The organism is Streptomyces sp. NPDC050504 (genome assembly GCF_044458065.1).
Taxonomy (GTDB): domain Bacteria; phylum Actinomycetota; class Actinomycetes; order Streptomycetales; family Streptomycetaceae; genus Streptomyces.
On record NZ_JBITHO010000005.1, the window covers coordinates 523,257 to 544,501 of the forward strand.

24 protein-coding genes are annotated in these 21,245 nt (G+C 72.3%); 12 read left to right on the top strand and 12 right to left on the bottom strand.

The window, feature by feature from the left end; translation table 11 throughout:
- Window positions 1-101: 101 nt before the first annotated feature.
- Complete coding sequence (locus ACIBNE_RS21305) at window positions 102-515, bottom strand: hypothetical protein (protein ID WP_399273755.1); 414 nt, start codon at window positions 513-515, stop codon at window positions 102-104.
- Window positions 516-635: 120 nt separating this feature from the next.
- Between ACIBNE_RS21305 and ACIBNE_RS21310 the strand changes: the two genes are divergently transcribed.
- Window positions 636-1,274 (top strand): ATP-binding protein, encoded by a 639-nt coding sequence (locus tag ACIBNE_RS21310; protein WP_399273757.1) that lies wholly within the window; start codon window positions 636-638, stop codon window positions 1,272-1,274.
- 174 nt (window positions 1,275-1,448) lie between these two features.
- On the opposite strand, the gene ACIBNE_RS21315 is transcribed toward ACIBNE_RS21310, so the two are convergent.
- Window positions 1,449-2,210 carry a SigE family RNA polymerase sigma factor gene (locus tag ACIBNE_RS21315; protein WP_399273758.1) on the bottom strand — a complete coding sequence of 254 codons (762 nt, stop codon included), beginning with the start codon at window positions 2,208-2,210 and terminating at the stop codon, window positions 1,449-1,451.
- Window positions 2,211-2,379: 169 nt separating this feature from the next.
- Between ACIBNE_RS21315 and afsQ1 the strand changes: the two genes are divergently transcribed.
- The 5 genes from afsQ1 (at window position 2,380) to ACIBNE_RS21340 (ending at window position 6,145) form a co-directional block, all read left to right on the top strand.
- The gene (afsQ1, locus tag ACIBNE_RS21320) at window positions 2,380-3,057 is read left to right on the top strand and encodes a two-component system response regulator AfsQ1 (RefSeq protein WP_399273760.1); all 678 of its coding nucleotides are present in this window, start codon (window positions 2,380-2,382) and stop codon (window positions 3,055-3,057) included.
- Complete coding sequence (locus ACIBNE_RS21325; protein ID WP_399273762.1) at window positions 3,054-4,631, top strand: ATP-binding protein; 1,578 nt, start codon at window positions 3,054-3,056, stop codon at window positions 4,629-4,631. The genes afsQ1 and ACIBNE_RS21325 overlap by 4 nt, the downstream gene beginning before the upstream one ends.
- Window positions 4,628-5,242 carry a hypothetical protein gene (locus ACIBNE_RS21330; protein WP_399273764.1) on the top strand — a complete coding sequence of 205 codons (615 nt, stop codon included), beginning with the start codon at window positions 4,628-4,630 and terminating at the stop codon, window positions 5,240-5,242. The genes ACIBNE_RS21325 and ACIBNE_RS21330 overlap by 4 nt, the downstream gene beginning before the upstream one ends.
- A 55-nt stretch (window positions 5,243-5,297) precedes the next feature.
- On the top strand, window positions 5,298-5,843 hold the full coding sequence (locus ACIBNE_RS21335) for a VanZ family protein (RefSeq protein WP_399273765.1): 546 nt from the start codon (window positions 5,298-5,300) through the stop codon (window positions 5,841-5,843).
- A gap of 89 nt (window positions 5,844-5,932) precedes the next feature.
- Window positions 5,933-6,145, top strand: coding sequence for a PspC domain-containing protein (locus tag ACIBNE_RS21340; RefSeq protein ID WP_399273766.1), 213 nt, complete (start codon window positions 5,933-5,935; stop codon window positions 6,143-6,145).
- 22 nt (window positions 6,146-6,167) lie between these two features.
- Here ACIBNE_RS21340 and ACIBNE_RS21345 read toward each other — a convergent pair whose 3' ends face one another.
- From ACIBNE_RS21345 to ACIBNE_RS21355, 3 genes are all read right to left on the bottom strand, one after another.
- Window positions 6,168-6,941, bottom strand: a complete 774-nt coding sequence (locus ACIBNE_RS21345; protein ID WP_399273768.1) for a hypothetical protein — start codon at window positions 6,939-6,941, stop codon at window positions 6,168-6,170.
- Window positions 6,942-7,098: 157 nt separating this feature from the next.
- Window positions 7,099-7,518 (bottom strand): ATP-binding protein, encoded by a 420-nt coding sequence (locus ACIBNE_RS21350; RefSeq protein ID WP_399273770.1) that lies wholly within the window; start codon window positions 7,516-7,518, stop codon window positions 7,099-7,101.
- 143 nt (window positions 7,519-7,661) lie between these two features.
- Complete coding sequence (locus ACIBNE_RS21355) at window positions 7,662-8,816, bottom strand: adenosine deaminase (protein WP_399273771.1); 1,155 nt, start codon at window positions 8,814-8,816, stop codon at window positions 7,662-7,664.
- 210 nt (window positions 8,817-9,026) lie between these two features.
- On the opposite strand from ACIBNE_RS21355, the gene ACIBNE_RS21360 reads away from it, so the two are divergent.
- Window positions 9,027-9,707 (top strand): prolyl oligopeptidase family serine peptidase, encoded by a 681-nt coding sequence (locus ACIBNE_RS21360; protein WP_399274250.1) that lies wholly within the window; start codon window positions 9,027-9,029, stop codon window positions 9,705-9,707.
- 64 nt (window positions 9,708-9,771) lie between these two features.
- Here ACIBNE_RS21360 and ACIBNE_RS21365 read toward each other — a convergent pair whose 3' ends face one another.
- Window positions 9,772-10,740, bottom strand: a complete 969-nt coding sequence (locus tag ACIBNE_RS21365; protein ID WP_399273774.1) for a LysR family transcriptional regulator — start codon at window positions 10,738-10,740, stop codon at window positions 9,772-9,774.
- 63 nt (window positions 10,741-10,803) lie between these two features.
- Between ACIBNE_RS21365 and ACIBNE_RS21370 the strand changes: the two genes are divergently transcribed.
- The 4 genes from ACIBNE_RS21370 to ACIBNE_RS21385 all read left to right on the top strand — a co-directional run bounded on the left by ACIBNE_RS21370 (window position 10,804) and on the right by ACIBNE_RS21385 (window position 14,231).
- Window positions 10,804-12,057 carry an MFS transporter gene (locus ACIBNE_RS21370; protein WP_399273776.1) on the top strand — a complete coding sequence of 418 codons (1,254 nt, stop codon included), beginning with the start codon at window positions 10,804-10,806 and terminating at the stop codon, window positions 12,055-12,057.
- Window positions 12,058-12,141: 84 nt separating this feature from the next.
- A complete protein-coding gene (locus ACIBNE_RS21375; RefSeq protein WP_399273778.1) occupies window positions 12,142-12,840 on the top strand; it encodes a L,D-transpeptidase family protein in 699 nt (232 codons plus the stop codon).
- 135 nt (window positions 12,841-12,975) lie between these two features.
- The gene (locus ACIBNE_RS21380; RefSeq protein ID WP_399273780.1) at window positions 12,976-13,968 is read left to right on the top strand and encodes a sigma-70 family RNA polymerase sigma factor; all 993 of its coding nucleotides are present in this window, start codon (window positions 12,976-12,978) and stop codon (window positions 13,966-13,968) included.
- Window positions 13,965-14,231: a hypothetical protein gene (locus ACIBNE_RS21385; RefSeq protein ID WP_399273781.1), complete on the top strand. Its 267-nt coding sequence runs from the start codon at window positions 13,965-13,967 to the stop codon at window positions 14,229-14,231. Before ACIBNE_RS21380 ends, ACIBNE_RS21385 begins: the two co-directional genes overlap by 4 nt.
- Window positions 14,232-14,239: 8 nt before the next feature.
- Here ACIBNE_RS21385 and ACIBNE_RS21390 read toward each other — a convergent pair whose 3' ends face one another.
- Complete coding sequence (locus ACIBNE_RS21390; protein WP_399273783.1) at window positions 14,240-14,518, bottom strand: STAS domain-containing protein; 279 nt, start codon at window positions 14,516-14,518, stop codon at window positions 14,240-14,242.
- A gap of 54 nt (window positions 14,519-14,572) precedes the next feature.
- On the opposite strand from ACIBNE_RS21390, the gene ACIBNE_RS21395 reads away from it, so the two are divergent.
- Entirely contained in the window at window positions 14,573-15,214 is a 642-nt protein-coding gene (locus ACIBNE_RS21395; protein WP_399273785.1) for an HAD family hydrolase, read from the top strand.
- Between the two features lie 206 nt (window positions 15,215-15,420).
- Here the strand turns inward: ACIBNE_RS21395 and ACIBNE_RS21400 are convergent, their stop codons facing one another.
- From ACIBNE_RS21400 to ACIBNE_RS21420, 5 genes are all read right to left on the bottom strand, one after another.
- The gene (locus ACIBNE_RS21400) at window positions 15,421-16,698 is read right to left on the bottom strand and encodes a thymidine phosphorylase (RefSeq protein ID WP_399273787.1); all 1,278 of its coding nucleotides are present in this window, start codon (window positions 16,696-16,698) and stop codon (window positions 15,421-15,423) included.
- A 125-nt stretch (window positions 16,699-16,823) separates the two neighbouring features.
- Complete coding sequence (locus tag ACIBNE_RS21405; RefSeq protein WP_399273789.1) at window positions 16,824-17,231, bottom strand: cytidine deaminase; 408 nt, start codon at window positions 17,229-17,231, stop codon at window positions 16,824-16,826.
- Window positions 17,228-18,499: an ABC transporter permease gene (locus tag ACIBNE_RS21410; RefSeq protein ID WP_399273791.1), complete on the bottom strand. Its 1,272-nt coding sequence runs from the start codon at window positions 18,497-18,499 to the stop codon at window positions 17,228-17,230. Before ACIBNE_RS21410 ends, ACIBNE_RS21405 begins: the two co-directional genes overlap by 4 nt.
- Window positions 18,496-19,614 (bottom strand): ABC transporter permease, encoded by a 1,119-nt coding sequence (locus ACIBNE_RS21415; RefSeq protein ID WP_399273793.1) that lies wholly within the window; start codon window positions 19,612-19,614, stop codon window positions 18,496-18,498. The genes ACIBNE_RS21410 and ACIBNE_RS21415 overlap by 4 nt, the downstream gene beginning before the upstream one ends.
- The gene (locus ACIBNE_RS21420; RefSeq protein WP_399274252.1) at window positions 19,611-21,140 is read right to left on the bottom strand and encodes an ABC transporter ATP-binding protein; all 1,530 of its coding nucleotides are present in this window, start codon (window positions 21,138-21,140) and stop codon (window positions 19,611-19,613) included. The genes ACIBNE_RS21415 and ACIBNE_RS21420 overlap by 4 nt, the downstream gene beginning before the upstream one ends.
- Window positions 21,141-21,245: the final 105 nt, after the last annotated feature.

Consider the following 21,245-nt stretch of genomic DNA (forward strand, 5'->3'; position numbering starts at 1 on the left):
GACGCGGCCCCGCCGGCCATCCCCCGACCGGCGGGGCCGCGTCGCGTCCACGGCCCCCGTGAGGGGCCGCCACGGCCCCTCACGGGCCCCCGCGGGCCCGCCTAGCCGGGCAGCAGCCCCGTCACGCCGCCCACCACCGGCAGGTCCTTCAGCGCCCCGCCCTGCGTCAGCGGCGCGGTCACCGGCGCCGTGCTCACCGGCTGGAAGTCCGCGACCTGCGTGGCGATCGCGTTGTCCAGCGGGTCCACGCCCGTGCCCGCCAGCGGGTTCAGCCGCAGGCTCTTGGCGGGCCCGAGGCCGCTGGCCGTCGCACCGGAGAGCGCGCTGGTGGCGGCCTGCGCCGCCGCGGCCGTGTCGAGGTCGCCGAGCGCCCCGTCCGCGCCGACCCCGGGTGCGGCGGGGACCGCCTGCGCGGCACCGACCGCGCCGAGGGCCGCGCCGACCGCGACCGTGACGGTCAGACCGGCGCGCAGCAGGGCGCCGCGCGGCGAGTTGGGTTCCGTATGACGTGCCATGGGGACTTCCCGTCCGTCGAGCCATCGAGTAATCGAGCAATCGCACAGAGTAGTTGAGGTGTGACGCTCGATACCAACGCCCGCACCGATGGGTCCCCGTACCGGGCGCATGCCGCACACTTGTCTCCCGTGAGCGCCCAACCCATACCGACCCGCGTCGTTCTCCTCGCGGGCCCCTCCGGTTCAGGAAAGTCCTCCCTGGCTGCCCGCACGGACCTGCCCGTGCTGCGCCTCGACGACTTCTACAAGGAGGGCGACGACCCGACGCTGCCCGTGGTCCCCGGGACCCAGGACATCGACTGGGACTCCCCCGGGTCGTGGAACGCCGACGCGGCCGTCGCGGCGATCGTGGAGCTGTGCCGCACGGGGCGCACCTCGGTGCCGGTCTACTCGATCGCCACCAGCTCCATCGTGGACCGGGAGTCCCTCGACATCGAGCGCACGCCGCTGTTCGTCGCGGAGGGCATCTTCGCCGCGGACATCGTGGCGCGCTGCCAGGAGCTGGGCGTGCTGGCGGACGCGCTGTGCCTGCGGGGCCGCCCCTCGACGACGTTCCGCCGCCGTCTGCTGCGCGACCTGCGCGAGGGCCGCAAGTCGGTGCCGTTCCTGCTGCGCAGGGGCTGGCGGCTGATGCGCGCCGAGCGGGCGATCGTGGCCCGTCAGTCGGCGCTGGGCGCGCACCCGTGCGCCAAGGAGGAGGCACTGGGCCGGGTGGCCGCCGCCGCGGCGGGCCGCCACAGGACTCCCGCGGGCCGCTGAGCCCGGGACCGTACGGAACCTGGCGGGGCCGGACAGCGCGAAGCGGGGTCGGACAAGACCCCCCGGCCCGTCCGACCCCGCCCCTTCCCCCGTGTCACCGCCGTTCCCCTACGTCCCCCGTAGGAGCGGCGGTTCCCCGTCCCCCCGTGCTTCCCCCGTGTTCCCCCGCTTCCCTCAGGCCACCAGCTCGCCGAAGGACTCCTCCTCGTCACGGCCGAAGCTCAGCGCCTGGTCGTCCCGCAGCCGCCGGAGCGACCGCCAGATGCTGCTCTTCACCGTGCCGACGCTGATGTCGAGGATGTCCGCGATCTCCGGGTCGGTCCGGCCCTCGTAGTAGCGCAGGACCAGCATCGTCCGCTGGAGTTCGGGCAGCCGCGCCAGCGCCTGCCACAGGACCGCGCGCAGCTCGGTGCCGCGCATCGCGTCCGTGTCGCCCACCGTCTCCGGCAGTTCCTCGGTCGGGTACTCGTTCAGCTTGCGGCGGCGCCACGCGCTGATGTGCAGGTTGGTCATGGTGCGGCGGAGGTAGCCCCCGACCGCGGCCTTGTCGCTGATGCGGTCCCAGGCCCGGTACGTCGAGAAGAGGGCGCTCTGGAGCAGGTCCTCCGCCTCGAAGCGGTCCCCGGTGAGGTGGTAGGCGGTCGCGTACAGGGAGGCGCGGCGTTCCTGCACGTAGGCGGTGAACTCCGCCTCCGAGAGCGAGGTCCGCTCCCCCGGTGCCTTCCTGTACGCGGCGCCCCCGTGTCCCCCGCCGTCCCCCGTGGCCCCGGTTCCCCCCACGGCCGCGTCGATCACGGTCATGTAGCCACCGCGCTGACGCCCGGTGCCGCGAACGCACCCCCGCCCGTTCACAACGGCACCGGACTTCTCGCCGACCCTGACATCGTGGAGACGCGTGACAACTGCGCTGGAGGTGGTGCTGTGCAGTGCGTTCATCTCGCGCCCCCCGTCGTGGAGTCTGCTTCGGTCCGTGTGCCAAAGAGCTTGCCCGGCCAGTTTCCTGGTCCTGTCCGCCGACTGTCACAGGGCTGTCACAGGGGTGGGGGAAGTGTGCGGGCCCGGCAACTGTCGAACTCCGGCTCCCCCATGGGCCAGAATGACCTCCGTGCCTTTCCTGTTGCTGATCGAGGACGACGACGCCATCCGTACGGCCCTTGAGCTGTCGCTCACGCGCCAGGGGCACCGTGTTGCCACGGCGGCAACCGGTGAAGACGGACTGAAGCTGCTGCGCGAGCAGCGGCCCGACCTGATCGTGTTGGACGTGATGCTGCCCGGGATCGACGGCTTCGAGGTGTGCCGGCGGATCCGGCGCACCGACCAGCTGCCGATCATCCTGCTGACCGCGCGGAGCGACGACATCGACGTGGTCGTCGGCCTGGAGTCCGGAGCCGACGACTACGTGGTCAAGCCCGTGCAGGGGCGGGTGCTCGACGCCCGCATCCGGGCCGTGCTGCGCCGGGGCGAGCGCGAGGCGACCGACTCGGCGTCCTTCGGGAACGTCGTGATCGACCGCTCCGCGATGACCGTCACCAAGAACGGCGAGGACCTCCAGCTCACGCCGACCGAGCTGCGGCTCCTCCTCGAACTGAGCCGCCGCCCCGGCCAGGCCCTCTCCCGCCAGCAGCTGCTGCGCCTGGTCTGGGAGCACGACTACCTCGGCGACTCGCGCCTGGTGGACGCGTGCGTGCAGCGGCTGCGCGCCAAGGTCGAGGACGTGCCGTCGTCGCCGACCCTGATCCGCACCGTGCGCGGCGTGGGCTACCGGCTGGACGTACCTCAGTGACGAGTGGCGCCACCCGCCCCGTGAAGCGGGCGCTGCTCGCGGGGCTCCGCTGGACCAGCCTCAGGCTGCGGCTCGTCGTGGTCTTCGCGCTGGTCGCGCTGACCGCCGCGGTGTCCGCTTCGGGCATCGCGTACTGGCTCAACCGCGAGGCCGTGCTGACGCGCACCCAGGACTCGGCGCTGGGCGACTTCCGGCAGGAGATGCAGAGCAAGGCGGCGGCGCTGCCGCTGCGGCCGACGCAGGAGGAACTGCGGACGACGGCGGCCCAGATGGCGAACAGCAGCCCCGGCTACAGCGTGCTGCTGGTGGCCGAGCGCGACGCGAACAAGCCGGTCGTGGGCACCTCGAACCTCGACGCGTTCACGCTGGACGACGTCCCGGACAGGCTCCAGGCGCAGGTCACCAAGAAGCGCCGGGTCAACGAGAACAACAAGTACGAGTACCACCTCTTCTGGCAGCGCACGAAGATCGACGGGAAGCCGTTCCTGGTCGGCGGCACCCGGATCATCGGCGGCGGCCCGACCGGCTACATGCTGAAGTCGCTGGAGCAGGAGCGCGAGGACCTGAGTTCGCTGGGCTGGTCGCTGGCGATCGCGACCGCGCTGGCCCTCGTCGGCTCCGCGCTGCTCGCGCAGGCCGCGGCGACGACCGTGCTGCGCCCCGTGCAGCGGCTCGGGGAGGCGGCCAGGCAGCTCGGCGAGGGCAAGCTGGACACCCGCCTGGAAGTCTCGGGCACCGACGAACTGGCCGAGCTGTCGCGGACCTTCAACCGGACCGCGGAGTCGCTGGAGAAGCGGGTCGCCGACATGAGCGCGCGCGACGAGGCCAGCCGCCGCTTCGTCGCCGACATGTCGCACGAGCTGCGCACGCCGCTGACCGCCATCACCGCCGTCACGGAGGTGCTGGAGGAGGAGCAGGACAGCCTCGACCCGATGATCGCGCCCGCCGTGCAGCTGGTGGTGAGCGAGACCCGCAGGCTCAACACGCTGGTGGAGAACCTGATGGAGGTGACCCGCTTCGACGCGGGCACCGCCCGGCTCGTCCTGGACGACGTGGACATCGCCGACCAGATCACCGCCTGCATCGACGCCCGCGCCTGGCTGGACGCCGTCGAACTGGACGCCGAGCGCGGCATCATGGCCCGGCTCGACCCGCGCCGGCTGGACGTGATCCTCGCCAACCTGATCGGCAACGCCCTCAAACACGGCGGTTCGCCGGTACGGGTGTCGGTGCGCCTCGTCGGCGACGAACTGGTCGTCGCGGTCCGCGACCACGGCCCCGGCATCCCCGCCGACGTGCTGCCGCACGTCTTCGACCGCTTCTACAAGGCGAGCGCCTCCCGGCCGCGCTCCGAGGGCAGCGGGCTCGGGCTCTCCATCGCGATGGAGAACGCCCACATCCACGGCGGCGACATCACCGCCGACAACTCCCCCGACGGCGACGGCGCGGTCTTCGTCCTGCGGCTGCCGCGCGACGCGACGCCGCTCACGGAGCGCGAGGCCGACGAGCGGGCGGCACAGGCGGCCCGGCCGGGCCGGGAGAACCAGGAACGAAAGGCAGGCGACGCGACGTGACGACGCGCAAGCACCTCGCGCGGGCACTGGTCACCGCGTGCGCCGTCGCCGCGCTCGCCACCGGGTGCGGCATCCGCGAGACGAAGGTCCCGGTGGACGCGGGGGCCGCGCCCTCCCGGGTGCCCTGCTCGATGCCCGCGGAGAACGTCTCCACCCAGGCCCTGCAGGGCTTCCCGGTCCGGATCTACCTGCTGTGCCGCTCGCAGCTGGTGCCGGTGGAGCGGACCGTGCGCCCGGCGGACCAGCCGGGGCGCGCGGCCGGTCCTTCGGGCGTCGCCCAGTCGCTCCTGGACCAGCTGGGCAACGAGCCGACGCCCGACGAGAAGACGGTCGGGTACTCCACCGGCGTCGGCGCGGCCCTGACCGTCACGGGCCCCCGCTCGGGCGACCCGGCGGGCGCGCTGCGCCTGAGCGTCCAGCCCGAGGACCTGCCCTCCCGGGCGCTGGCGCAGATCGTGTGCACGTTCGCGGAGAGCGACGCGCTGGGCACGGACGGCGCGGTGGCGCTGGGCGGCCCGGGGAAGTACCCGGTGCGCACCTACCTGTGCACGCAGGAGACGAAGAACCGGCCGGGCTCCGTACCGACGGGCGCGGCTGTTACCGCGCCGTGACACGTATCGGCGTCCCGCAGGAACCAAACTTCCGGTCGCGCACGTCTTGGGGGGCGTGCGTCAAGGTACGGGCGGCACCGCCGCCATCCGCGTTCGCGCGGCGGGGATCGCCCTCCTCGCCGCGCATCTGCTGGTCGTCGGCTGGCTGACGCTGCGCCCGCTGGACGTCCCGTGGATGACCGCGGCGAACTTCGAGCCGTTGGCCGGCATCAGGGCCGACCTGGCCCTCGGGCCGCTCGAAGCCGCCCACCGGATCGGCGAGGGGCTGCTGCTGCTCGCGCCGCTCGGCGTGCTGCTGCCGATGGCGGGCGGACGGCTCGCCGTCTCCCCGTGGGCCTCGCTGGCCCGTACGGTCGCGGCCGGCGCGCTGATCTCGCTCGGCATCGAACTGCTCCAGACCGGGGTGCCGGGTCAGGTCGTGGACGTCGACTCGCTGCTGCTGAACACCGTCGGCGTGACCCTGGCGCACCTGGCCGTGGTGCCGGTCGGCCGGGCGCGGCTACGCCGCAGGGCGGGCGTCCCGGCGCGCACGCCCCGACTTCCGGACGAGTCCTCTCAGGGGACGACCCCGAGTATTTCCAGGGTCCGAGTAGCCCCGTAGAGCGACGCTTCACCCCACTTGTCCGGGCCACCATGGATACATCGGGAGCCCGCGGAACGGCTCCCCCGGAGATCCAGAAGGAGCCCACCATGGCCGCGATCACCCGCCCCCGAGACGGACGCATGATCGGCGGAGTGTGCGCCGGACTGGCCCGGCGCTTCGGCAGGTCCCCGAAGACCGTGCGCCTCCTCTTCGTCCTGTCGTGCCTGCTGCCCGGCCCGCAGTTCCTGCTCTACATCGCGCTGTGGGTGCTGCTGCCCGGCGAGAACCGGTACCACGACTCGGCGCGCACCGCCTGGTGACGCCCCGCGGCCGCGCGGGGCGTCAGCCCCTGACGACCCGGTCGAGCTTGCGCAGTTGCTGCTCCGCGACGTCCGCTGGCACGCGCGGCCCGCGGTCCGAGCCGAGGTTCAGCGCGATGAGCCGGACCACGGTCGCGCCCTCGCGGACCACGACCACGTGGAAGCTCGACCTGACGCCCCGGGACAGGGCCGACACCGTCCAGCTGACGGACTCGTCGCCCGCGGCCCCGAAGGGCGCGAGCCGCACGGGGGCGTAGGTGCCCGCTTCGCCGCCCGAGTTGACCTCGTACCCCTTGGCGCAGGAGCCGAGGGCCGACCTGACGTCCCGTACGAGCTTCCTGGCGTCGCTCTCCCGGTACGAGGCCAGGGACGCGGCGATCGCCAGGCCCATGGTCCGCTGGGAGCCGAGGCCGCGGTTGACGGACGCCACGGCGCCGGGCCCCGGCTCGTCGCCGATCGCGTCGGCCAGCGGCTGGCACGCGGCGCGGTCCGCGACCGGGCGGCCCGTGTCCGCGTCGGGGGCTGCCGTGGCGGAGACCGCGTAGCCGGGCAGGTCCGCCTCGGTGAGCGCGGCGCGCTCCAGCCGTTCCCTGGACAGCGGCCCCGCGACGACGGGGCCCTGGCCGCTCCCGCCGCCCCGGCCTGCCGCGGTGGGCAGGGCGGACGCCCCGTCGCGCCGTCCGTTCCGCGCGTCGTCCCCGGCCCCTCCACTGCCGCACGCCGTCACCAGCAGGAGTGCCGGGACGGTGAGGAGGGCGGCCGTTGCCCCCGTCTTCGCGCGCGCCTTCATACGCATGGTCAGAACCTCTCACAACGACAGTGGGGCGCACACCCAACGAGGGTGTGCGCCCCACTTCTTGACGTACGCGAAGACTTTCCGTCACATGCGGAGGCTTCCCGCCACGTGCGGATGCTTCTCGGGCGTACGCGAAAGCGCTCCGGCGTACGGGAGGTCAGCCGCCGAGGCCGGGGACCGCGCCCACGGGCAGGCCGCTGGTGGGCAGCGCGCCGACCGGCAGACCGCCGAGCAGACCGCCGACGGGGTCGCCCGTCTTGCCCGTGCTCTTCTGGGCGGCGGTGGTGACCTGGGAGAGCGCCTTCCCGGCGGTCGCCGGAAGGGACTCGGCGGCGGACGGGAGGCTGGAGACGCCGGTGCCGAGGGCCTTCTGGCTGGCGGCCAGGGACTCGGGGGCGCCCGCGGGGAGCTTGGTCGCGGCCTGCTCGACCGGCAGGGTGTGCGTCACGCTCTCCAGGGCCGCGCCCGCGTCGGGGACGCCGGGGGCGACGGCGGCGGAGGCCGTTCCGGCGGCGGCAGCGGCGAAGGCGGCACCGAGGGCGGCGACACCGAGGGTCTTTGCAGCGGACTGCTTCATGTGCGATTCGTCCTTCGGGAATTCTGCATGGGGAAATGGGCGGCTACCGCAAGTTAGCCAGCGGCCGACCGCCCCGCAAACATGCGAGAGCGACCGGAAGTTGGCGTTTCCGGCCGCTCGCGCACTGTTCACAGAACCCGAAGTCAGTTCGTTTCTTCAGCGGAATCGCTGGTCACAGCGGTCTGCTGGAACAGCCATTCGGACTTCAGCTCGGCATATCCGGGCTTGATGACGTCATTGATCATCGCAAGTCGTTCATCGAAAGGAATGAATGCTGATTTCATCGCATTGACCGTGAACCACTGCATGTCGTCGAGCGTGTAGCCGAAAGTCCCGACCAGGTGCTCGAATTCACGGGTCATGCTGGTGCCGCTCATCAGCCGGTTGTCGGTGTTGACCGTGGCCCTGAAGTGCAGCTTGCGCAGCAGCCCGATGGGGTGCTCGGCGTAGGAGGCGGCGGCGCCCGTCTGGAGGTTGGAGGTCGGGCACAGCTCCAGCGGGACGCGCTTGTCCCGTACGTAGGAGGCGAGGCGGCCGAGCTTGACGCCGCCGTCCTCGGCGACCTGGATGTCGTCGATGATCCGCACGCCGTGGCCGAGGCGGTCGGCGCCGCACCACTGGAGCGCCTGCCAGATGGACGGCAGGCCGAACGCCTCGCCCGCGTGGATCGTGAAGTGGTTGTTCTCGCGCTTGAGGTACTCGAACGCGTCGAGGTGCCGGGTGGGCGGGAAGCCCGCCTCGGCGCCCGCGATGTCGAAGCCGACGACGCCCAGGTCGCGGTAGCGGTTGGCGAGTTCGGCGATCTCCAGCGAGCGGGCCGCGTGCCGCATCGCGGTGAGCAGGGCCCCGACGCGGATGCGGTGGCCGTTCGCGCGGGCGCGGCGCTCGCCCTCGCGGAAGCCCTCGTTGACGGCCTCCACGACCTCTTCGAGGCTCAGGCCGCCGGTGAGGTGCTGCTCGGGGGCGTACCGCACCTCCGCGTAGACCACGCCGTCCTCGGCGAGGTCCTCGGCGCACTCGGCGGCGACGCGGACCAGGGCGTCGCGGGTCTGCATGACGGCGCAGGTGTGCGCGAAGGTCTCCAGATAGCGCTCCAGGGAACCGGAGTCGGCCGCCTCCCTGAACCAGATCCCGAGTTTGTCGGGCTCGGTCTCGGGAAGGCCGTCGTATCCGTTCGCACGGGCGAGGTCGATGATCGTGCCGGGGCGCAGTCCGCCGTCGAGGTGGTCGTGGAGCAGCACCTTCGGGGCGCGGCGGATCTGGTCCGCGGCCGGGACGTTGAGGGTCTGGCTCGTCATCTGCGCACTCTAGCCCCTACGCGCGTAGAGCGCGCGGGCACGCGACGGGGCCGATACGTAACAGTGATGGACAGGACGGGTGGAGTACACGTCGGCTTCTGAGACTGTTTCGCCATGGCAGCAGAGCATGCGATGGGGCGGGCCTTCAAAGCGGCGGGCACGAGCAGGGCGGGAGGGACGGGCGGGAGCGGCGGATCCGCCGTCGGAGGGGTGGTGTTGCTGCTCCCCGAGGGGGAGGAGGCCTCGCGGCGCGGGGCGTCGCCGCTCTCGTACGCGGCCCAGCTCCCGCTCGCCCGCGCGCTGGCCCGCGCGGGGCGCGCCGACGGGCTCGCCTGCCACGTCGTCCGCTACCGGTGCCGGGGCTGGAACGGACCCGACGCACTGCTCGCGGGGGACGCGGAGCGGGCGGTTTCGGAGGCGGTCGAACGGTACGGGGACGTGCCGGTGTGCCTCGTCGGGTACGGGATGGGCGGGCGGGCCGCGCTGCGCGCAGGCGGCCACCCGGCCGTCAACTCCGTGCTCGCGCTGGCCCCCTGGCTGCCCGAGAACGACGTGGCGGCGGAGCCGGAGCCGGTGCGGCAGCTCGCGGGGCGGCGGGTGCTGATCGTGCACGGCACGAACGACGAGCGGACCGATCCCGAGCTGTCGTACCGGCTCGCGGAGCGGCTGAAGAAGGCGAACCGGGACGTGTGCAGGTTCGAGGTGCACTCGGACCGGCACGCGCTGCGGCAGCACCGGGCGGAGGTGACGGCCCTGTCGGTGGACTTCGTCCTCGGGGCGCTGTTCGGAGGGGCGTTCGCCCGGCCGGTGGCCGACGCGTTGGCGGCTCCGCCGCCGTTGGGGTTGCGGATGCCGCTCGCGGCGGGGTTCGGGAGGTCGTTACGGCGGTAAGCGGGGCCGCGCCCCCCGGGGGGCGTCAAAAGATTGCGCAGTTCCCCGCGCCCCCGCCGCCCCCTCACTCCGGGAGCAGGTGGCCCCTCCTCGACAGGAGGAACTTCTTGAACGCGACCACCGGGGGCGTGTCCACGTGGCCGTCCAGCCACGCCACCCCGATCTCGCGGACCGCCCGCGGCGCCGTGACCGTCAGCTCGACGACGCCGGGGCGGGCCACCGCGGGGGGCGGCAGCAGGGCCACCCCCAGCCCCGCCGCCACCAGGCCCCGCAGGGTCTCCGCCTCCTCGCCCTCGAACGCCACGCGCGGCCTGAAGCCCGCCTCCGCGCACAGGTCGTCGGTGATGCGGCGCAGCCCGTACCCCGGTTCCAGCGTCACGAACGTCTCGTCCGCCGCCTCCGCGAGGCGGACCCGTTTGCGCACGGCCAGCCGGTGGTCGTCGGGGACGACCAGCCGCAGCCGCTGCTCGTCCAGGCGCCGCGCCACCAGGTCGGGCGCGTCCGGCACCGGGGACGTCAGGCACAGGTCGAGGTCCCCCGCCCGCAGCCGCTCCAGCATCGCCTCGCCGTAGTTCTGCACGAGCTGGAAGCGGACCCGGGGATGGTCCGCGCGGAACGCCCTGATCAGGGACGGGACCGTCTCGGAGCCCATGGTGTGCAGGAAGCCGAAGGCGACCTTGCCCGACGAGGGGTCCGCGTCCGCCCGTACCGAGTCCGCCGCGCGCTCCACCTCCGCGAGCGCCCGCTCGACGGCCGTCAGGAAGGTGTGGCCCGCCGGGGTCAGGGAGACCGTGCGGCCCCGGCGGGCGAAGAGCGTCACGTCCAGGTCCTGTTCGAGGCGTGCCATCGCCCGGGAGAGCGTCGACTGGGGCACGCCCAGTTCGTGCGCCGCGCGCGTGACGTGCTCGTGGCGGGCGACGGCCGCGAAGTGGGCGAGGCGCGGCGCCAGGACCGCGGTGACGTCCGCCCGATCGACGGGTTCTTCGTAACTGCTCCGTGACAGCCGCCGCTGTGAGCTGCGTTGATGCACCATGGGATCGATTATCGGCGTTCTGTGCATTGGACGCATGAGGCCGCACCGGCCTACGTTCGACGCATGCCTGCCGATACCAGGGCGTCCACCTCACCGGTGGACGCCGACTCCCGCCTCTCCCCCTCCTCCCCCGGCTACCGCCGCACGAGCCTCGCGCTCTTCGCCGCAGGCGTCGCCACCTTCGCCCTCCTCTACTCCACCCAGGCCCTCCTCCCGGCCGTCTCCGCCGACTTCGGCGTGAGCGCGAGCGCCGCGAGCTGGACGGTCTCCGCCGCCACCGGCGCGCTCGCCCTGGCCGTCCTGCCGCTGAGCGCGCTGTCCGAGCGCTTCGGCCGGGTCCGGATGATGACCGTCTCGCTCGCCGTGGCCGTGCTGGTCGGGCTGCTCGTGCCCCTCGCCCCCGACCTCGGCTCGCTGATCGCACTGCGCGCGGTGCAGGGCGCGGCGCTGGCCGGGCTGCCCGCGTCCGCCATGGCGTACCTCGCGGAGGAGGTGCGGCCCAGGGCGCTGGTCGCGGCGATCGGACTGTTCGTCGCGGGCAACTCCATCGGCGGCATGACCGGGCGCATCCTCACCGGCTGGGTCGCCCAGCTGTGGGGCTGGCGCGCGGCGCTCGCGTCGGTGGGCCTGCTGGCGCTGGTCTGCGCGCTGGTCTTCCGCGCGCTGCTGCCCGCGGCTCGGCACTTCGCGCCGGGCCCGGTGAACCCGAAGGCACTGCTGGCGACCGTACGGGGGCACCTCGCGGACCCGCTGCTGCTGCGGCTGTACGCGATCGGCGCGCTGTTCATGACCGTCTTCGGCGCGGTCTACACGGTGATCGGCTACCGGCTGACCGAGGAGCCCTTCGGCCTTCCGCAGGGCGTCGTCGGCTCGGTCTTCCTGGTCTACCTGGTCGGTACGGCCTCGTCGGCCGCGGCCGGGAAGCTGGTCGGGCGGCTGGGCCGCAGGGGCGCGCTCTACCTCGCCGTGTCGACGACGGCGGCCGGGCTGCTGCTCTCGCTGGGCGACGAGCTGACCGCCGTGCTGCTGGGCCTCGTCCTGATCACCGCGGGCTTCTTCGCGGGGCACGCGGTGGCCTCCTCCTCGGTGAGCCGCACCGCGAAGACGGGCCGCGCGCAGGCGTCGGCGCTCTACCAGTCCGCGTACTACGTCGGCAGCAGCGCGGGCGGCACGCTCGGCGCGGTCGCCTTCCACTCCGGCGGCTGGGGCGGGACCGTGGCGCTCGGCCTGTTCGCCGTCGTCGGCGTCGCGTCGATCACGCTGTACGGGACGCGGGTGGCGCGGGCCGAGCGGCGGCTGGTCCCCGCGACCCGCTGAGCAGGGCCGCCGACGCGTCGATGATTGCGCGGCGCCCATCGTGTGCATAACCAACTCACCGGACACAAAAGGGAGTTGGATGTCATGGGGGACAGGCCGAGACTGGCCGGGGCCGCGCTCGGACTCACCGCGCTGCTGGTGCCGCTGACGGCGGCCGTCGGGAGCGCGCCGGCCGCCGCGGCGAGCGGCTGCACCACGCAGACCGGGCCGTACCAGCGGCAGGTCGAGAAGTACATGGGGCGCCCGGTCGACGGGCGGCAGTCGCCCGCCGACTGCGTGGCGACCCGCAAGTTCCAGCGCTGGCACGGGATATCGCCGGCCGCCGGGTACGCGGGCACCGTCACCTGGCGCACGATGAGCACGATCCTCGCGCAGAAGGCGGCGGGCAACACCCCCAACAGGGCGGGGCGTTGCCCGACCAACCGGGGGCGGATCGCCTGCGTCGACCTGACGCGGCAGCTGAGCTGGATCCAGGACGGGGCGCGGCTGAAGTACGGGCCCGTGCCGGTGCGGACCGGGCGGGACGGCGCGGAGACCCGTACCGGATCCAAGCGGGTCTACTACCGCAGCATCGACCACTGGTCGACGATCTACCGGGTGTGGATGCCGTACTCGCAGTTCTTCGACGGCGGGCAGGCGTTCCACTCGGTCACCAAGTCCGTGCACAACCCGCCCGGTTCGGGCGGCTGCGTGAACATGCGGCCGGCGGACGCGAAGGCGTACTGGAACCTGCTGCGCAACGGGGACGACGTGTTCGTGTACGGCCGCAAGCCGGGCACGTAACGGGTGCGCGGGAGGGCGCGCGCGAGGGCGCACACCCGGGCACATCACGGCATTTTCCCCGCGCGGGGGCTGATTGTCAGTGCCCTGCGGTAACTTCCCCAGTGCTGGTGCCGAGGGGCGACTGGGGTGGACCTGATGAGTGATCTGGCGACAAGTGACATCGACGCGCGACTGGAGGGGCACAGGACCGAGCTGACGGGGTACTGCTACCGGATGCTCGGTTCCGCCTTCGAGGCGGAGGACGCGGTGCAGGACACGCTCGTGCGGGCGTGGCGCAGCTTCGACAAGTTCGAGGGGCGCTCGTCCCTGCGGTCGTGGCTGTACCGCATCGCGACCAACGTGTGCCTGGACATGCTGAACGCGGGCAACAAGCGCGCCCGCCCGATGGACCTGACGGCACCGACGCCCGTCGCCCAGGCCCAGCTCAACTCCCGCCCGGAGATAACCTGGTTGGAGCCGGTGCCGGACGGGCGGGTGCTGCCGTCCGTCGCCGACCCGGCGGAGACCGCGGTCGAGCGGGAGACGATCCGCCTGGCGTTCGTCGCCGCGCTCCAGCACCTGCCGCCCAAGCAGCGGGCGGTGCTGATCCTGCGCGAGGTGCTGGCCTGGAAGGCGAGCGAGGTCGCGGAGCTGCTGGAGCTCACGGTCGCGTCGGTGAACAGCGCGCTCCAGCGGGCGCGGGCCACCCTCGCGGAGCACGCCCCGGCGAGCTCGGACACCGCCGACCCGCTCGACGAGGAGCAGCAGAAGCTCCTGGAGCGGTACGTCGCCGCGTTCGAGGGGTACGACATGGCGGCGCTCACCAAGCTGCTCCACGAGGACGCGACGCTGTCCATGCCGCCGTACGACCTGTGGCTCCGGGGCCACGACGACATCGTCGGCTGGATGCTGGGCGTCGGCGAGGTCTGCCGCGGCTCGCGCCTGGTGGCGACGGTCGCCAACGGCACGCCCGCGTTCGCGCACTACCACCCGAGCCAGTCGGGCGACGGCTCGTTCGACCCGTGGGCGCTGATGACGATCGAGATCGTCGACGGAAAGATCAGCGGGATCACGTCGTTCCTGGACGTGAAGCGCTGGTTCCCGCTGTTCGACCTGCCGGAGCGGCTGCCCGCGCCCGGCGAGGCGTGAGGCGGGGACGCCGGTGGGCCGTCGGCGCCTGGGCGGTGCTGACGGTGCTGGGGGCGGGGCTCACGCTCTGGCTCCAGCAGGCGCCCGCCCCCGCGGAGGGGACACCGCGGGGGCCCGAGCCCTACGGGAAGCCGTACGGCTCGCCGCCGCCGCAGCCCGAGAGCGACGGCTGCGCGAGCCCGCCCGCGCCGCAGGTGACGGGTGTCATCCGCGACTGCGCGTACACGTTCACGGCGGTCGAGGGCGCGACCCGCGCTCCTTGACGCCCTCCTCAGTCCTCGTGCAGGCCCACGAGTTCGAGGAGGGCGAGCAGGCCGGGCGTGGGGTTGCGCAGCCTGAGCGTGCGGCCGCGCCTGCGGGCGGTGAGCCGCAGCCGCGCGACCGCGTCCACCGCCGCGAGGCCGGGCGCGCCGAGCGCCCCCACGTCGCAGTCCACCTCCGCCGCGTCGTGCGCGTCGAGCAGGGCGGTCAACTCCTCGCAGAGGCGCGGGACGTCGGCCGACGTGACCCGGTCGGCGATGACGAGAACGATCCGTTGAGTGGCATCCACATGAGGGAGACCCACGCCACGGCCAGAACTCATCGCTGCCCGTAGGCTGCGCGCGTGGAACTGGTCATATTCGACTGCGACGGCGTCCTGGTGGACAGCGAGCGGCTCTGCGTACGGGTGGACGCGCAGATCTTCGCCGAGCTCGGGATCCACTTCACCGAGGCCGAGATCATCGAGAAGTTCGTCGGCTCGTCCGGCGAGGTCTACCGGGCCATCGTCGAGGAACGTCTCGGCCGCCCGCTGGAGGACGGCTGGCACGACGCGTACGAGTACCTGTACGACGAGCTGTTCGAGGCCGAGCTCACGGCCGTGGACGGGGTCGTGACGGTGCTGGACGCGTTGGACGCGCGGGGCGTGCCGTACTGCGTGGCGTCCAACGGCAGCCACCAGGCCGTGCGCCGGAGCCTCGCGCTGACGGGGCTCGCGGAGCGGTTCCCCGAGGGGCGGATCTTCAGCGCGGCCGACGTGGCGCGCGGCAAGCCGGAGCCCGATCTCTTCCTGCACGCGGCGCGCGCGATGGGCGCGCGGGCCGAGCGGTGCTCGGTGGTGGAGGACAGTCCTTACGGGGTGCGGGCGGCTCGGGCGGCGGGGATGCGGGCGTTCGGGTACTGCGGTGGGCTGACGCGGGCGGATCGGTTGTTGGGGCCGGGGACGGTTGTCTTCGACGAGATGCGGGAGTTGGCGGGGTTGCTTTAGGGGGCGGGGGTGGGGGGTGGGGTCCCGTTGCCCGGGGTGGGCGCTTTTCGCCTGCGAGCCCGCTGACGCGGAGTGGGCATCTGCGGCGTGTGCCCCACCCTCGCGCAGTTCCCCGCGCCCCGTCAGGGGCGCGGGGAACTGCGCGAGCGAGCCTCCACCGGGCCGCAGGGCACCACTCTCGCCCGGCGGGCCCGCCACCCCGCGTACTACGCGATGCGGTCCAGGACGATCGGGTTCGGGGTGAACGCCGTGCCCGGGGCCGCGATGTCGAACGCCGCGTCGAGCGGCTTCAGCGCGTACTCGAACTTCTCCGGCGTGTCCGTGTGCAGCGTCATCAGCGGCTGCCCCGCCACCACCGAGTCCCCCGGCTTCGCGTGCAGCTCCACGCCCGCGCCCGCCTGCACCGGGTCCTCCTTGCGCGCGCGGCCCGCACCCAGGCGCCAGGCCGCGACGCCGATGTCGTACGCGTCGAGCCGGGTCAGCACGCCGGACGACGGCGCCGTGATCACGTGCTGCTCGCGCGCCACCGGCAGCGCCGCGTCCGGGTCGCCGCCCTGCGCCGCGATCATCCGGCGCCAGACGTCCATCGCGGAGCCGTCCGCGAGTGCCTTCGCCGGGTCGGCGTTCTTCAGGCCCGCCGCGTCCAGCATCTCGCGCGCCAGGGCGAGGGTCAGCTCGACGACGTCGGCCGGACCGCCGCCCGCGAGGACCTCGACGGACTCGCGGACTTCGAGGGCGTTGCCCGCGGTGAGGCCGAGCGGGGTCGCCATGTCGGTGAGCAGGGCGACCGTGCGCACGCCGCTGTCGGTGCCGAGCGCGACCATCGTGGACGCCAGCTCGCGCGCGTCCTCGATGTTCTTCATGAAGGCGCCGGAGCCGACCTTCACGTCCAGGACCAGGGAGTCCGTGCCCTCGGCGATCTTCTTGGACATGATCGAGGAGGCGATGAGCGGGATCGCCTCGACCGTGCCGGTCACGTCGCGCAGCGCGTACAGCTTCTTGTCGGCGGGGGCCAGTCCGTCGCCCGCCGCGCAGATCACCGCGCCGGTGCTGTCCAGGACGTGCAGCATCTCCTCGTTGGAGAGCAGCGCGCGCCAGCCGGGGATGGACTCCAGCTTGTCGAGGGTGCCGCCGGTGTGGCCGAGGCCGCGCCCGGAGAGCTGCGGGACGGCCGCGCCGCACGCGGCGACCAGCGGGGCGAGCGGCAGCGTGATCTTGTCGCCGACGCCGCCGGTGGAGTGCTTGTCGGCGGTCGGGCGGGACAGCGCGGAGAACTCCATGCGCTCGCCGCTGGCGATCATCGCGGCGGTCCAGCGGGCGATCTCGGTGCGGTTCATGCCGTTCAGCAGGATCGCCATGGCCAGCGCCGACATCTGCTCGTCGGCGACGACACCGCGCGTGTACGCGTCGATGACCCAGTCGATCTGCTCGGGGCTCAGTTCGCCCTTGTCGCGCTTGGTGCGGATGACGGAGATGACGTCCATGGCATTCCTTCCGGCAATTCTGCGGTTCGGTACGTCGGTGCGTACGCACGTACGCGCGTGACTCTACGCGCATAGAGGGTGACGAAGGGGGCGGCCCCTCCCGCGTGCGAGAGGGGCCGCTGAGGTTACTTCAGGTGCTGCGGGCCGAACGCCTGCGGCAGCATCTCGGCGAGCGGCAGGACCCCCTGCGGGGTCTCCACCAGCAGTTCGTCGCCGCCGAACTCGTACAGCAGCTGCCTGCACCGGCCGCACGGGACGAGGATCTCGCCCCGGCCGTCGACGCACGTGAAGTGCGTCAGCCGACCGCCGCCGCCGGCCTGGAGCGCGGAGACGAGCCCGCACTCCGCGCACAGCCCGATGCCGTACGAGGCGTTCTCGACGTTGCAGCCGCTGACCGTGCGGCCGTCGTCGACGAGCGCCGCCGCGCCGACCGGGTAGCCGGAGTAGGGGGCGTACGCCCGGGACATCGCGTCCCGGGCGGCCTCCCGCAGGGCGTCCCAGTCGACGGCCGACCCGCCGGGAACGGTCGTCACTTGCCCTGGCCCTTGCGGTACGGCATGCCGTCGGCCTTGGGCATCCTGAGCCGTTGCGCGGAGAGCGCGAGGACGAGCAGCGTGGTGACGTACGGTGCGGCGTCGACGAACTGGCTCGGGACCTGGTCGGTCAGCGCGTACCAGGCGAAGAGGCCGCCCGCGACGGCCGCGGAGATCGCGGCGGAGACGTACTTCTTCTTGTACAGCTGCCAGGCGAACACGAGGACCAGCAGGATCGCCAGGAGCAGCAGCATCGCGTGGACGTTCTCGGCGCCGCCGCGCAGCTTGAGGCTGTCGGTGAAGCCGAACAGGCCCGCGCCCAGCGCCATGCCGCCCGGCATCCAGTTGCCGAAGATCATCGCGGCGAGGCCGATGTAGCCGCGACCGCCGGTCTGGCCCTCCTGGTAGATGCCGGTGGCGACGATCGCCAGGAACGCGCCGCCGAGGCCCGCGAGGGCACCGGAGACGGTGACCGCGATGTACTTGTACTTGTAGACGTTGACGCCCAGCGACTCGGCCGCGACCGGGTTCTCACCGCAGGAACGCAGGCGCAGGCCAAAGGCGGTGCGCCACAGGACCCACCAGGTGCCGGGGATCAGCAGCAGGGCGACGACGGTCAGCAGGGACAGTCCCGTGACCAGGCCGCCGACCACACCTGCGAGGTCGGAGACGAAGAACCAGTGTTTGCCCTGGAGCGTCTCCATCCAGTCCGAGAGCCCCGGCACGGTGATGTCGGTGATCTCGTCGACGCGCGGGGACTGCTTGGAGGAGCCGCCCTCGGCGTCGGCGAAGGTGAAGTTGGAGAGGTAGCGGGTCACGCCCACCGCGAGGATGTTGATGGCCACACCGGAGACGATGTGGTTCACCCCAAAGGTGACGGTGACGATCGCGTGCAGCAGCCCGCCGAGCGCGCCGCCGATGATGCCGAAGAGGACGCCGACCCACGGGCCCCACTGGAAGCCCGCCCAGGCGCCGAACCAGGTGCCCAGGATCAGCATGCCTTCAAGACCGATGTTGACCACGCCCGCGCGCTCGGCCCACAGGCCGCCGAGTCCGGCGAGGCCGATCGGCACGGCAAGTTCGAGCGCGCCGGAGACCTGGCCGATGGAGGTGAGGTCGTCGGCGCCGCTGATCATGCGGACCAGGGAGATCAGCGCGAGCCCGCCCGCGATGATCAGCAGGATCCACGGCAGAGTGAGCTTGCGGCGGCCGCCGCCCTTCTTGGGCGCGGTGCTCGCGGCGGAAACGGTGCTGGTGCTCGCGCTCATGCCGCGACCTCCTTGTCGGTCTTGATGGCGCCGCCCGCGGCCAGCTCTTCGCCGACCTTCTGCTGCTGGCGACGGAGGCCGTAACGGCGGACGATCTCGTAGCTGACGACCACCGAGATCACGATCAGGCCCTGCATGATCTGGGCGATCTCCTTCTCGTAACCGTGCTGGTCGAGCGAGGCGGAGGCCTTGTCGAGGAAGGCGATCAGCAGCGCGGCGAAACCGATGCCGAGCGGGCTGTTGCGGCCGAGCAGGGCGATGGTGATGCCGGTGAAGCCGACGCCCGCCGGGAAGTCGAGGCTGTACGTGTGGGTCTCGCCGAGCAGCGTCGGCATGCCCGCGAGACCGGCGACGGCGCCGGAGATCAGCATGGAGGTCAGGACCATCTTCTTGGCGCTGACGCCGCTCGCCTGGGCGGCGGATTCGCTGGCACCGGTGGCGCGCAGGTCGAAGCCGAAGCGGGTGCGGTTGAGGGCGAACCAGTAGACGACGCCCAGCAGGACGGCGACGAAGGTGAAGCCGTAGATCTCCCCGGCCTCGTCGCCCATGGACAGGCCGGGGAACCAGCCGGACTCTGCGATGTCGCCGGTCGTCAGGTTGTTGGAGCCCGCAGGCTGCACGCCGAAGTTCTTCGGCAGGATCAGCCAGGCGACCAGGGCGGTGGCGATCGAGTTGAGCATGATCGTGGAGACCACCTCGGAGACCCCTCGGGTCGTCTTGAGGTAGCCCGCGATGCCCGACCAGAAGGCGCCGACCAGCATGGCGGTCAGCACGATCAGCAGGATGTGCAGCGGTCCGGGCAGCTCGATCGAGGCGCCGACGAGGGCGGCGACCATCGCGGCGAGACGGTACTGGCCGTCGACGCCGATGTTGAAGAGGTTCATCCGGAAGCCGATGGCCACCGCGAGCGCCGCCAGGTAGTAGATCCCCGCCTGGTTGATGATCAGGACCTGCACGTCCACGAAGGACGCGGAGTCGATCATGATCTGGTACGGGTCCATCGGGTTGGTGCCCGAGACGAGCAGCACCACGGTGGTCAGCGCGATGGCCACGACCAGGGCCAGTGCCGGTCCTGCGAAGCCGAGGATCAGCTTGTCCTTGTCCAGCTTTTTCATCGGGCGTCACCGTCTTCGACGTGCTCGAGGTGGCCGGAGGCCGCGCCGGTCATGGCCGAGCCCAGCTGCTCCGGGGTGATGGTGGCGGGGTCGGCGTCCGCGACGAGGCGGCCTCGGTACATCACGCGCAGCGTGTCCGAGAGGCCGATCAGCTCGTCGAGGTCCGCGGAGATCAGCAGCACGGCCAGTCCCTCGCGGCGCGCCTCGCGGATCTGGTCCCAGATCTGCGCCTGGGCGCCGACGTCCACGCCGCGGGTGGGGTGGGCGGCGATCAGGAACTTGGGGTTGTGGCTCATCTCGCGGCCGACGATCAGCTTCTGCTGGTTGCCACCGGAGAGGGAGGCCGCGGTGACCTCGATGCCGGGGGTGCGGACGTCGTACTCGCGCACGATCCGCTCGGTGTCCTGGCGGGCCGCCTTGGGGTTGAGGATGCCGTTCTTGCTGTTCGGCGCCTCGGTGACGTGGCCGAGGATGCGGTTCTCCCAGAGGGGGGCATCCAGGAGGAGTCCGTGGCGGTGCCGGTCCTCGGGGATGTAGCCGATGCCGCCCTCGCGCCGCTTGCGCGTCGGTGCCGCGGTGATGTCGGCGGAGTCGAGCGTGATGGTGCCGGAGTCCGGGGTGCGCAGGCCGATGAGGGCCTCGATCAGCTCGGTCTGGCCGTTGCCCTCGACGCCGGCGATGCCCAGGACCTCGCCCTTGTGGATGGTGAAGGCGATGTCGTCCAGCACCGCGCGGACCATGCCGTCCGGGTCGGTGGCGGACAGCTTCAGCTCCGCGACCTGGAGCATCGGCACGTCGGTGACGGTCGACTCGCGGGTCTCGGGCGACGGCAGCTCGCTGCCGACCATCAGCTCGGCGAGCTGCTTGGTCGTGGTGTTCGCCGGGTCGGCGGTGCCCACCGTCGTACCGCGCCTGATGACGGTGATGTCGTCGGCGACGGACAGCACCTCGCCCAGCTTGTGCGAGATGAAGATGACGGTCAGGCCCTCCGCCTTGAGCTCGCGGAGGTTGTCGAAGAGCGCGTCGACCTCCTGCGGCACGAGCACCGCGGTCGGCTCGTCGAGGATCAGCGTGCGGGCGCCGCGGTAGAGGACCTTGAGGATCTCCACGCGCTGGCGGTCGGCGACGCCGAGCTCCTCGACGAGGGCGTCGGGGCGCACGCCGAGGCCGTACGCGTCGGAGATCTCCAGGATCTTCTTGCGGGCCTTGGCGCCGATGCCGTGCAGCTTCTCGCCGCCGAGAACGACGTTCTCCAGGACGGTGAGGTTGTCGGCGAGCATGAAGTGCTGGTGCACCATGCCGATGCCGCGCGCGATGGCGTCGGCGGGGCTGCTGAAGCTCGCCTGTTCGCCGTCGATCGCGATGGTGCCCTCGTCCGGCTTCTGCATGCCGTAGAGGATCTTCATCAGGGTCGACTTGCCGGCACCGTTCTCACCGATGAGGGCGTGCACGGTGCCCTTGCGGATGGTGATGTCGATGTCGTGGTTGGCGACGACGCCGGGGAAGCGCTTGGTGATGCCGCGCAGTTCGACTGCGGGCGGGCTGGACGCGTTGATGACGCACTCTCCTTGGCGGGAGAAGGAGCGGAAGCGGGGGCGGGGGCAGGCAAGGGGGCGAAACTATCGCGCCAA

What these genes read in the sequence shown, in the direction of transcription:
- ACIBNE_RS21400 (WP_399273787.1), bottom strand. Translation starts at nt 16,698, where the DNA reads ATGGACGTCATCTCCGTCATCCGCACCAAGCGCGACAAGGGCGAACTG.
- ACIBNE_RS21345 (WP_399273768.1), bottom strand. Translation starts at nt 6,941, where the DNA reads ATGCGTATGAAGGCGCGCGCGAAGACGGGGGCAACGGCCGCCCTCCTC.
- ACIBNE_RS21365 (WP_399273774.1), bottom strand. Translation starts at nt 10,740, where the DNA reads ATGGTGCATCAACGCAGCTCACAGCGGCGGCTGTCACGGAGCAGTTAC.
- ACIBNE_RS21380 (WP_399273780.1), top strand. Translation starts at nt 12,976, where the DNA reads ATGAGTGATCTGGCGACAAGTGACATCGACGCGCGACTGGAGGGGCAC.
- ACIBNE_RS21350 (WP_399273770.1), bottom strand. Translation starts at nt 7,518, where the DNA reads ATGAAGCAGTCCGCTGCAAAGACCCTCGGTGTCGCCGCCCTCGGTGCC.
- ACIBNE_RS21340 (WP_399273766.1), top strand. Translation starts at nt 5,933, where the DNA reads ATGGCCGCGATCACCCGCCCCCGAGACGGACGCATGATCGGCGGAGTG.
- ACIBNE_RS21315 (WP_399273758.1), bottom strand. Translation starts at nt 2,210, where the DNA reads ATGAACGCACTGCACAGCACCACCTCCAGCGCAGTTGTCACGCGTCTC.
- ACIBNE_RS21375 (WP_399273778.1), top strand. Translation starts at nt 12,142, where the DNA reads ATGGGGGACAGGCCGAGACTGGCCGGGGCCGCGCTCGGACTCACCGCG.
- ACIBNE_RS21355 (WP_399273771.1), bottom strand. Translation starts at nt 8,816, where the DNA reads ATGACGAGCCAGACCCTCAACGTCCCGGCCGCGGACCAGATCCGCCGC.
- ACIBNE_RS21305 (WP_399273755.1), bottom strand. Translation starts at nt 515, where the DNA reads ATGGCACGTCATACGGAACCCAACTCGCCGCGCGGCGCCCTGCTGCGC.
- ACIBNE_RS21415 (WP_399273793.1), bottom strand. Translation starts at nt 19,614, where the DNA reads ATGAAAAAGCTGGACAAGGACAAGCTGATCCTCGGCTTCGCAGGACCG.
- ACIBNE_RS21370 (WP_399273776.1), top strand. Translation starts at nt 10,804, where the DNA reads ATGCCTGCCGATACCAGGGCGTCCACCTCACCGGTGGACGCCGACTCC.
- ACIBNE_RS21410 (WP_399273791.1), bottom strand. Translation starts at nt 18,499, where the DNA reads ATGAGCGCGAGCACCAGCACCGTTTCCGCCGCGAGCACCGCGCCCAAG.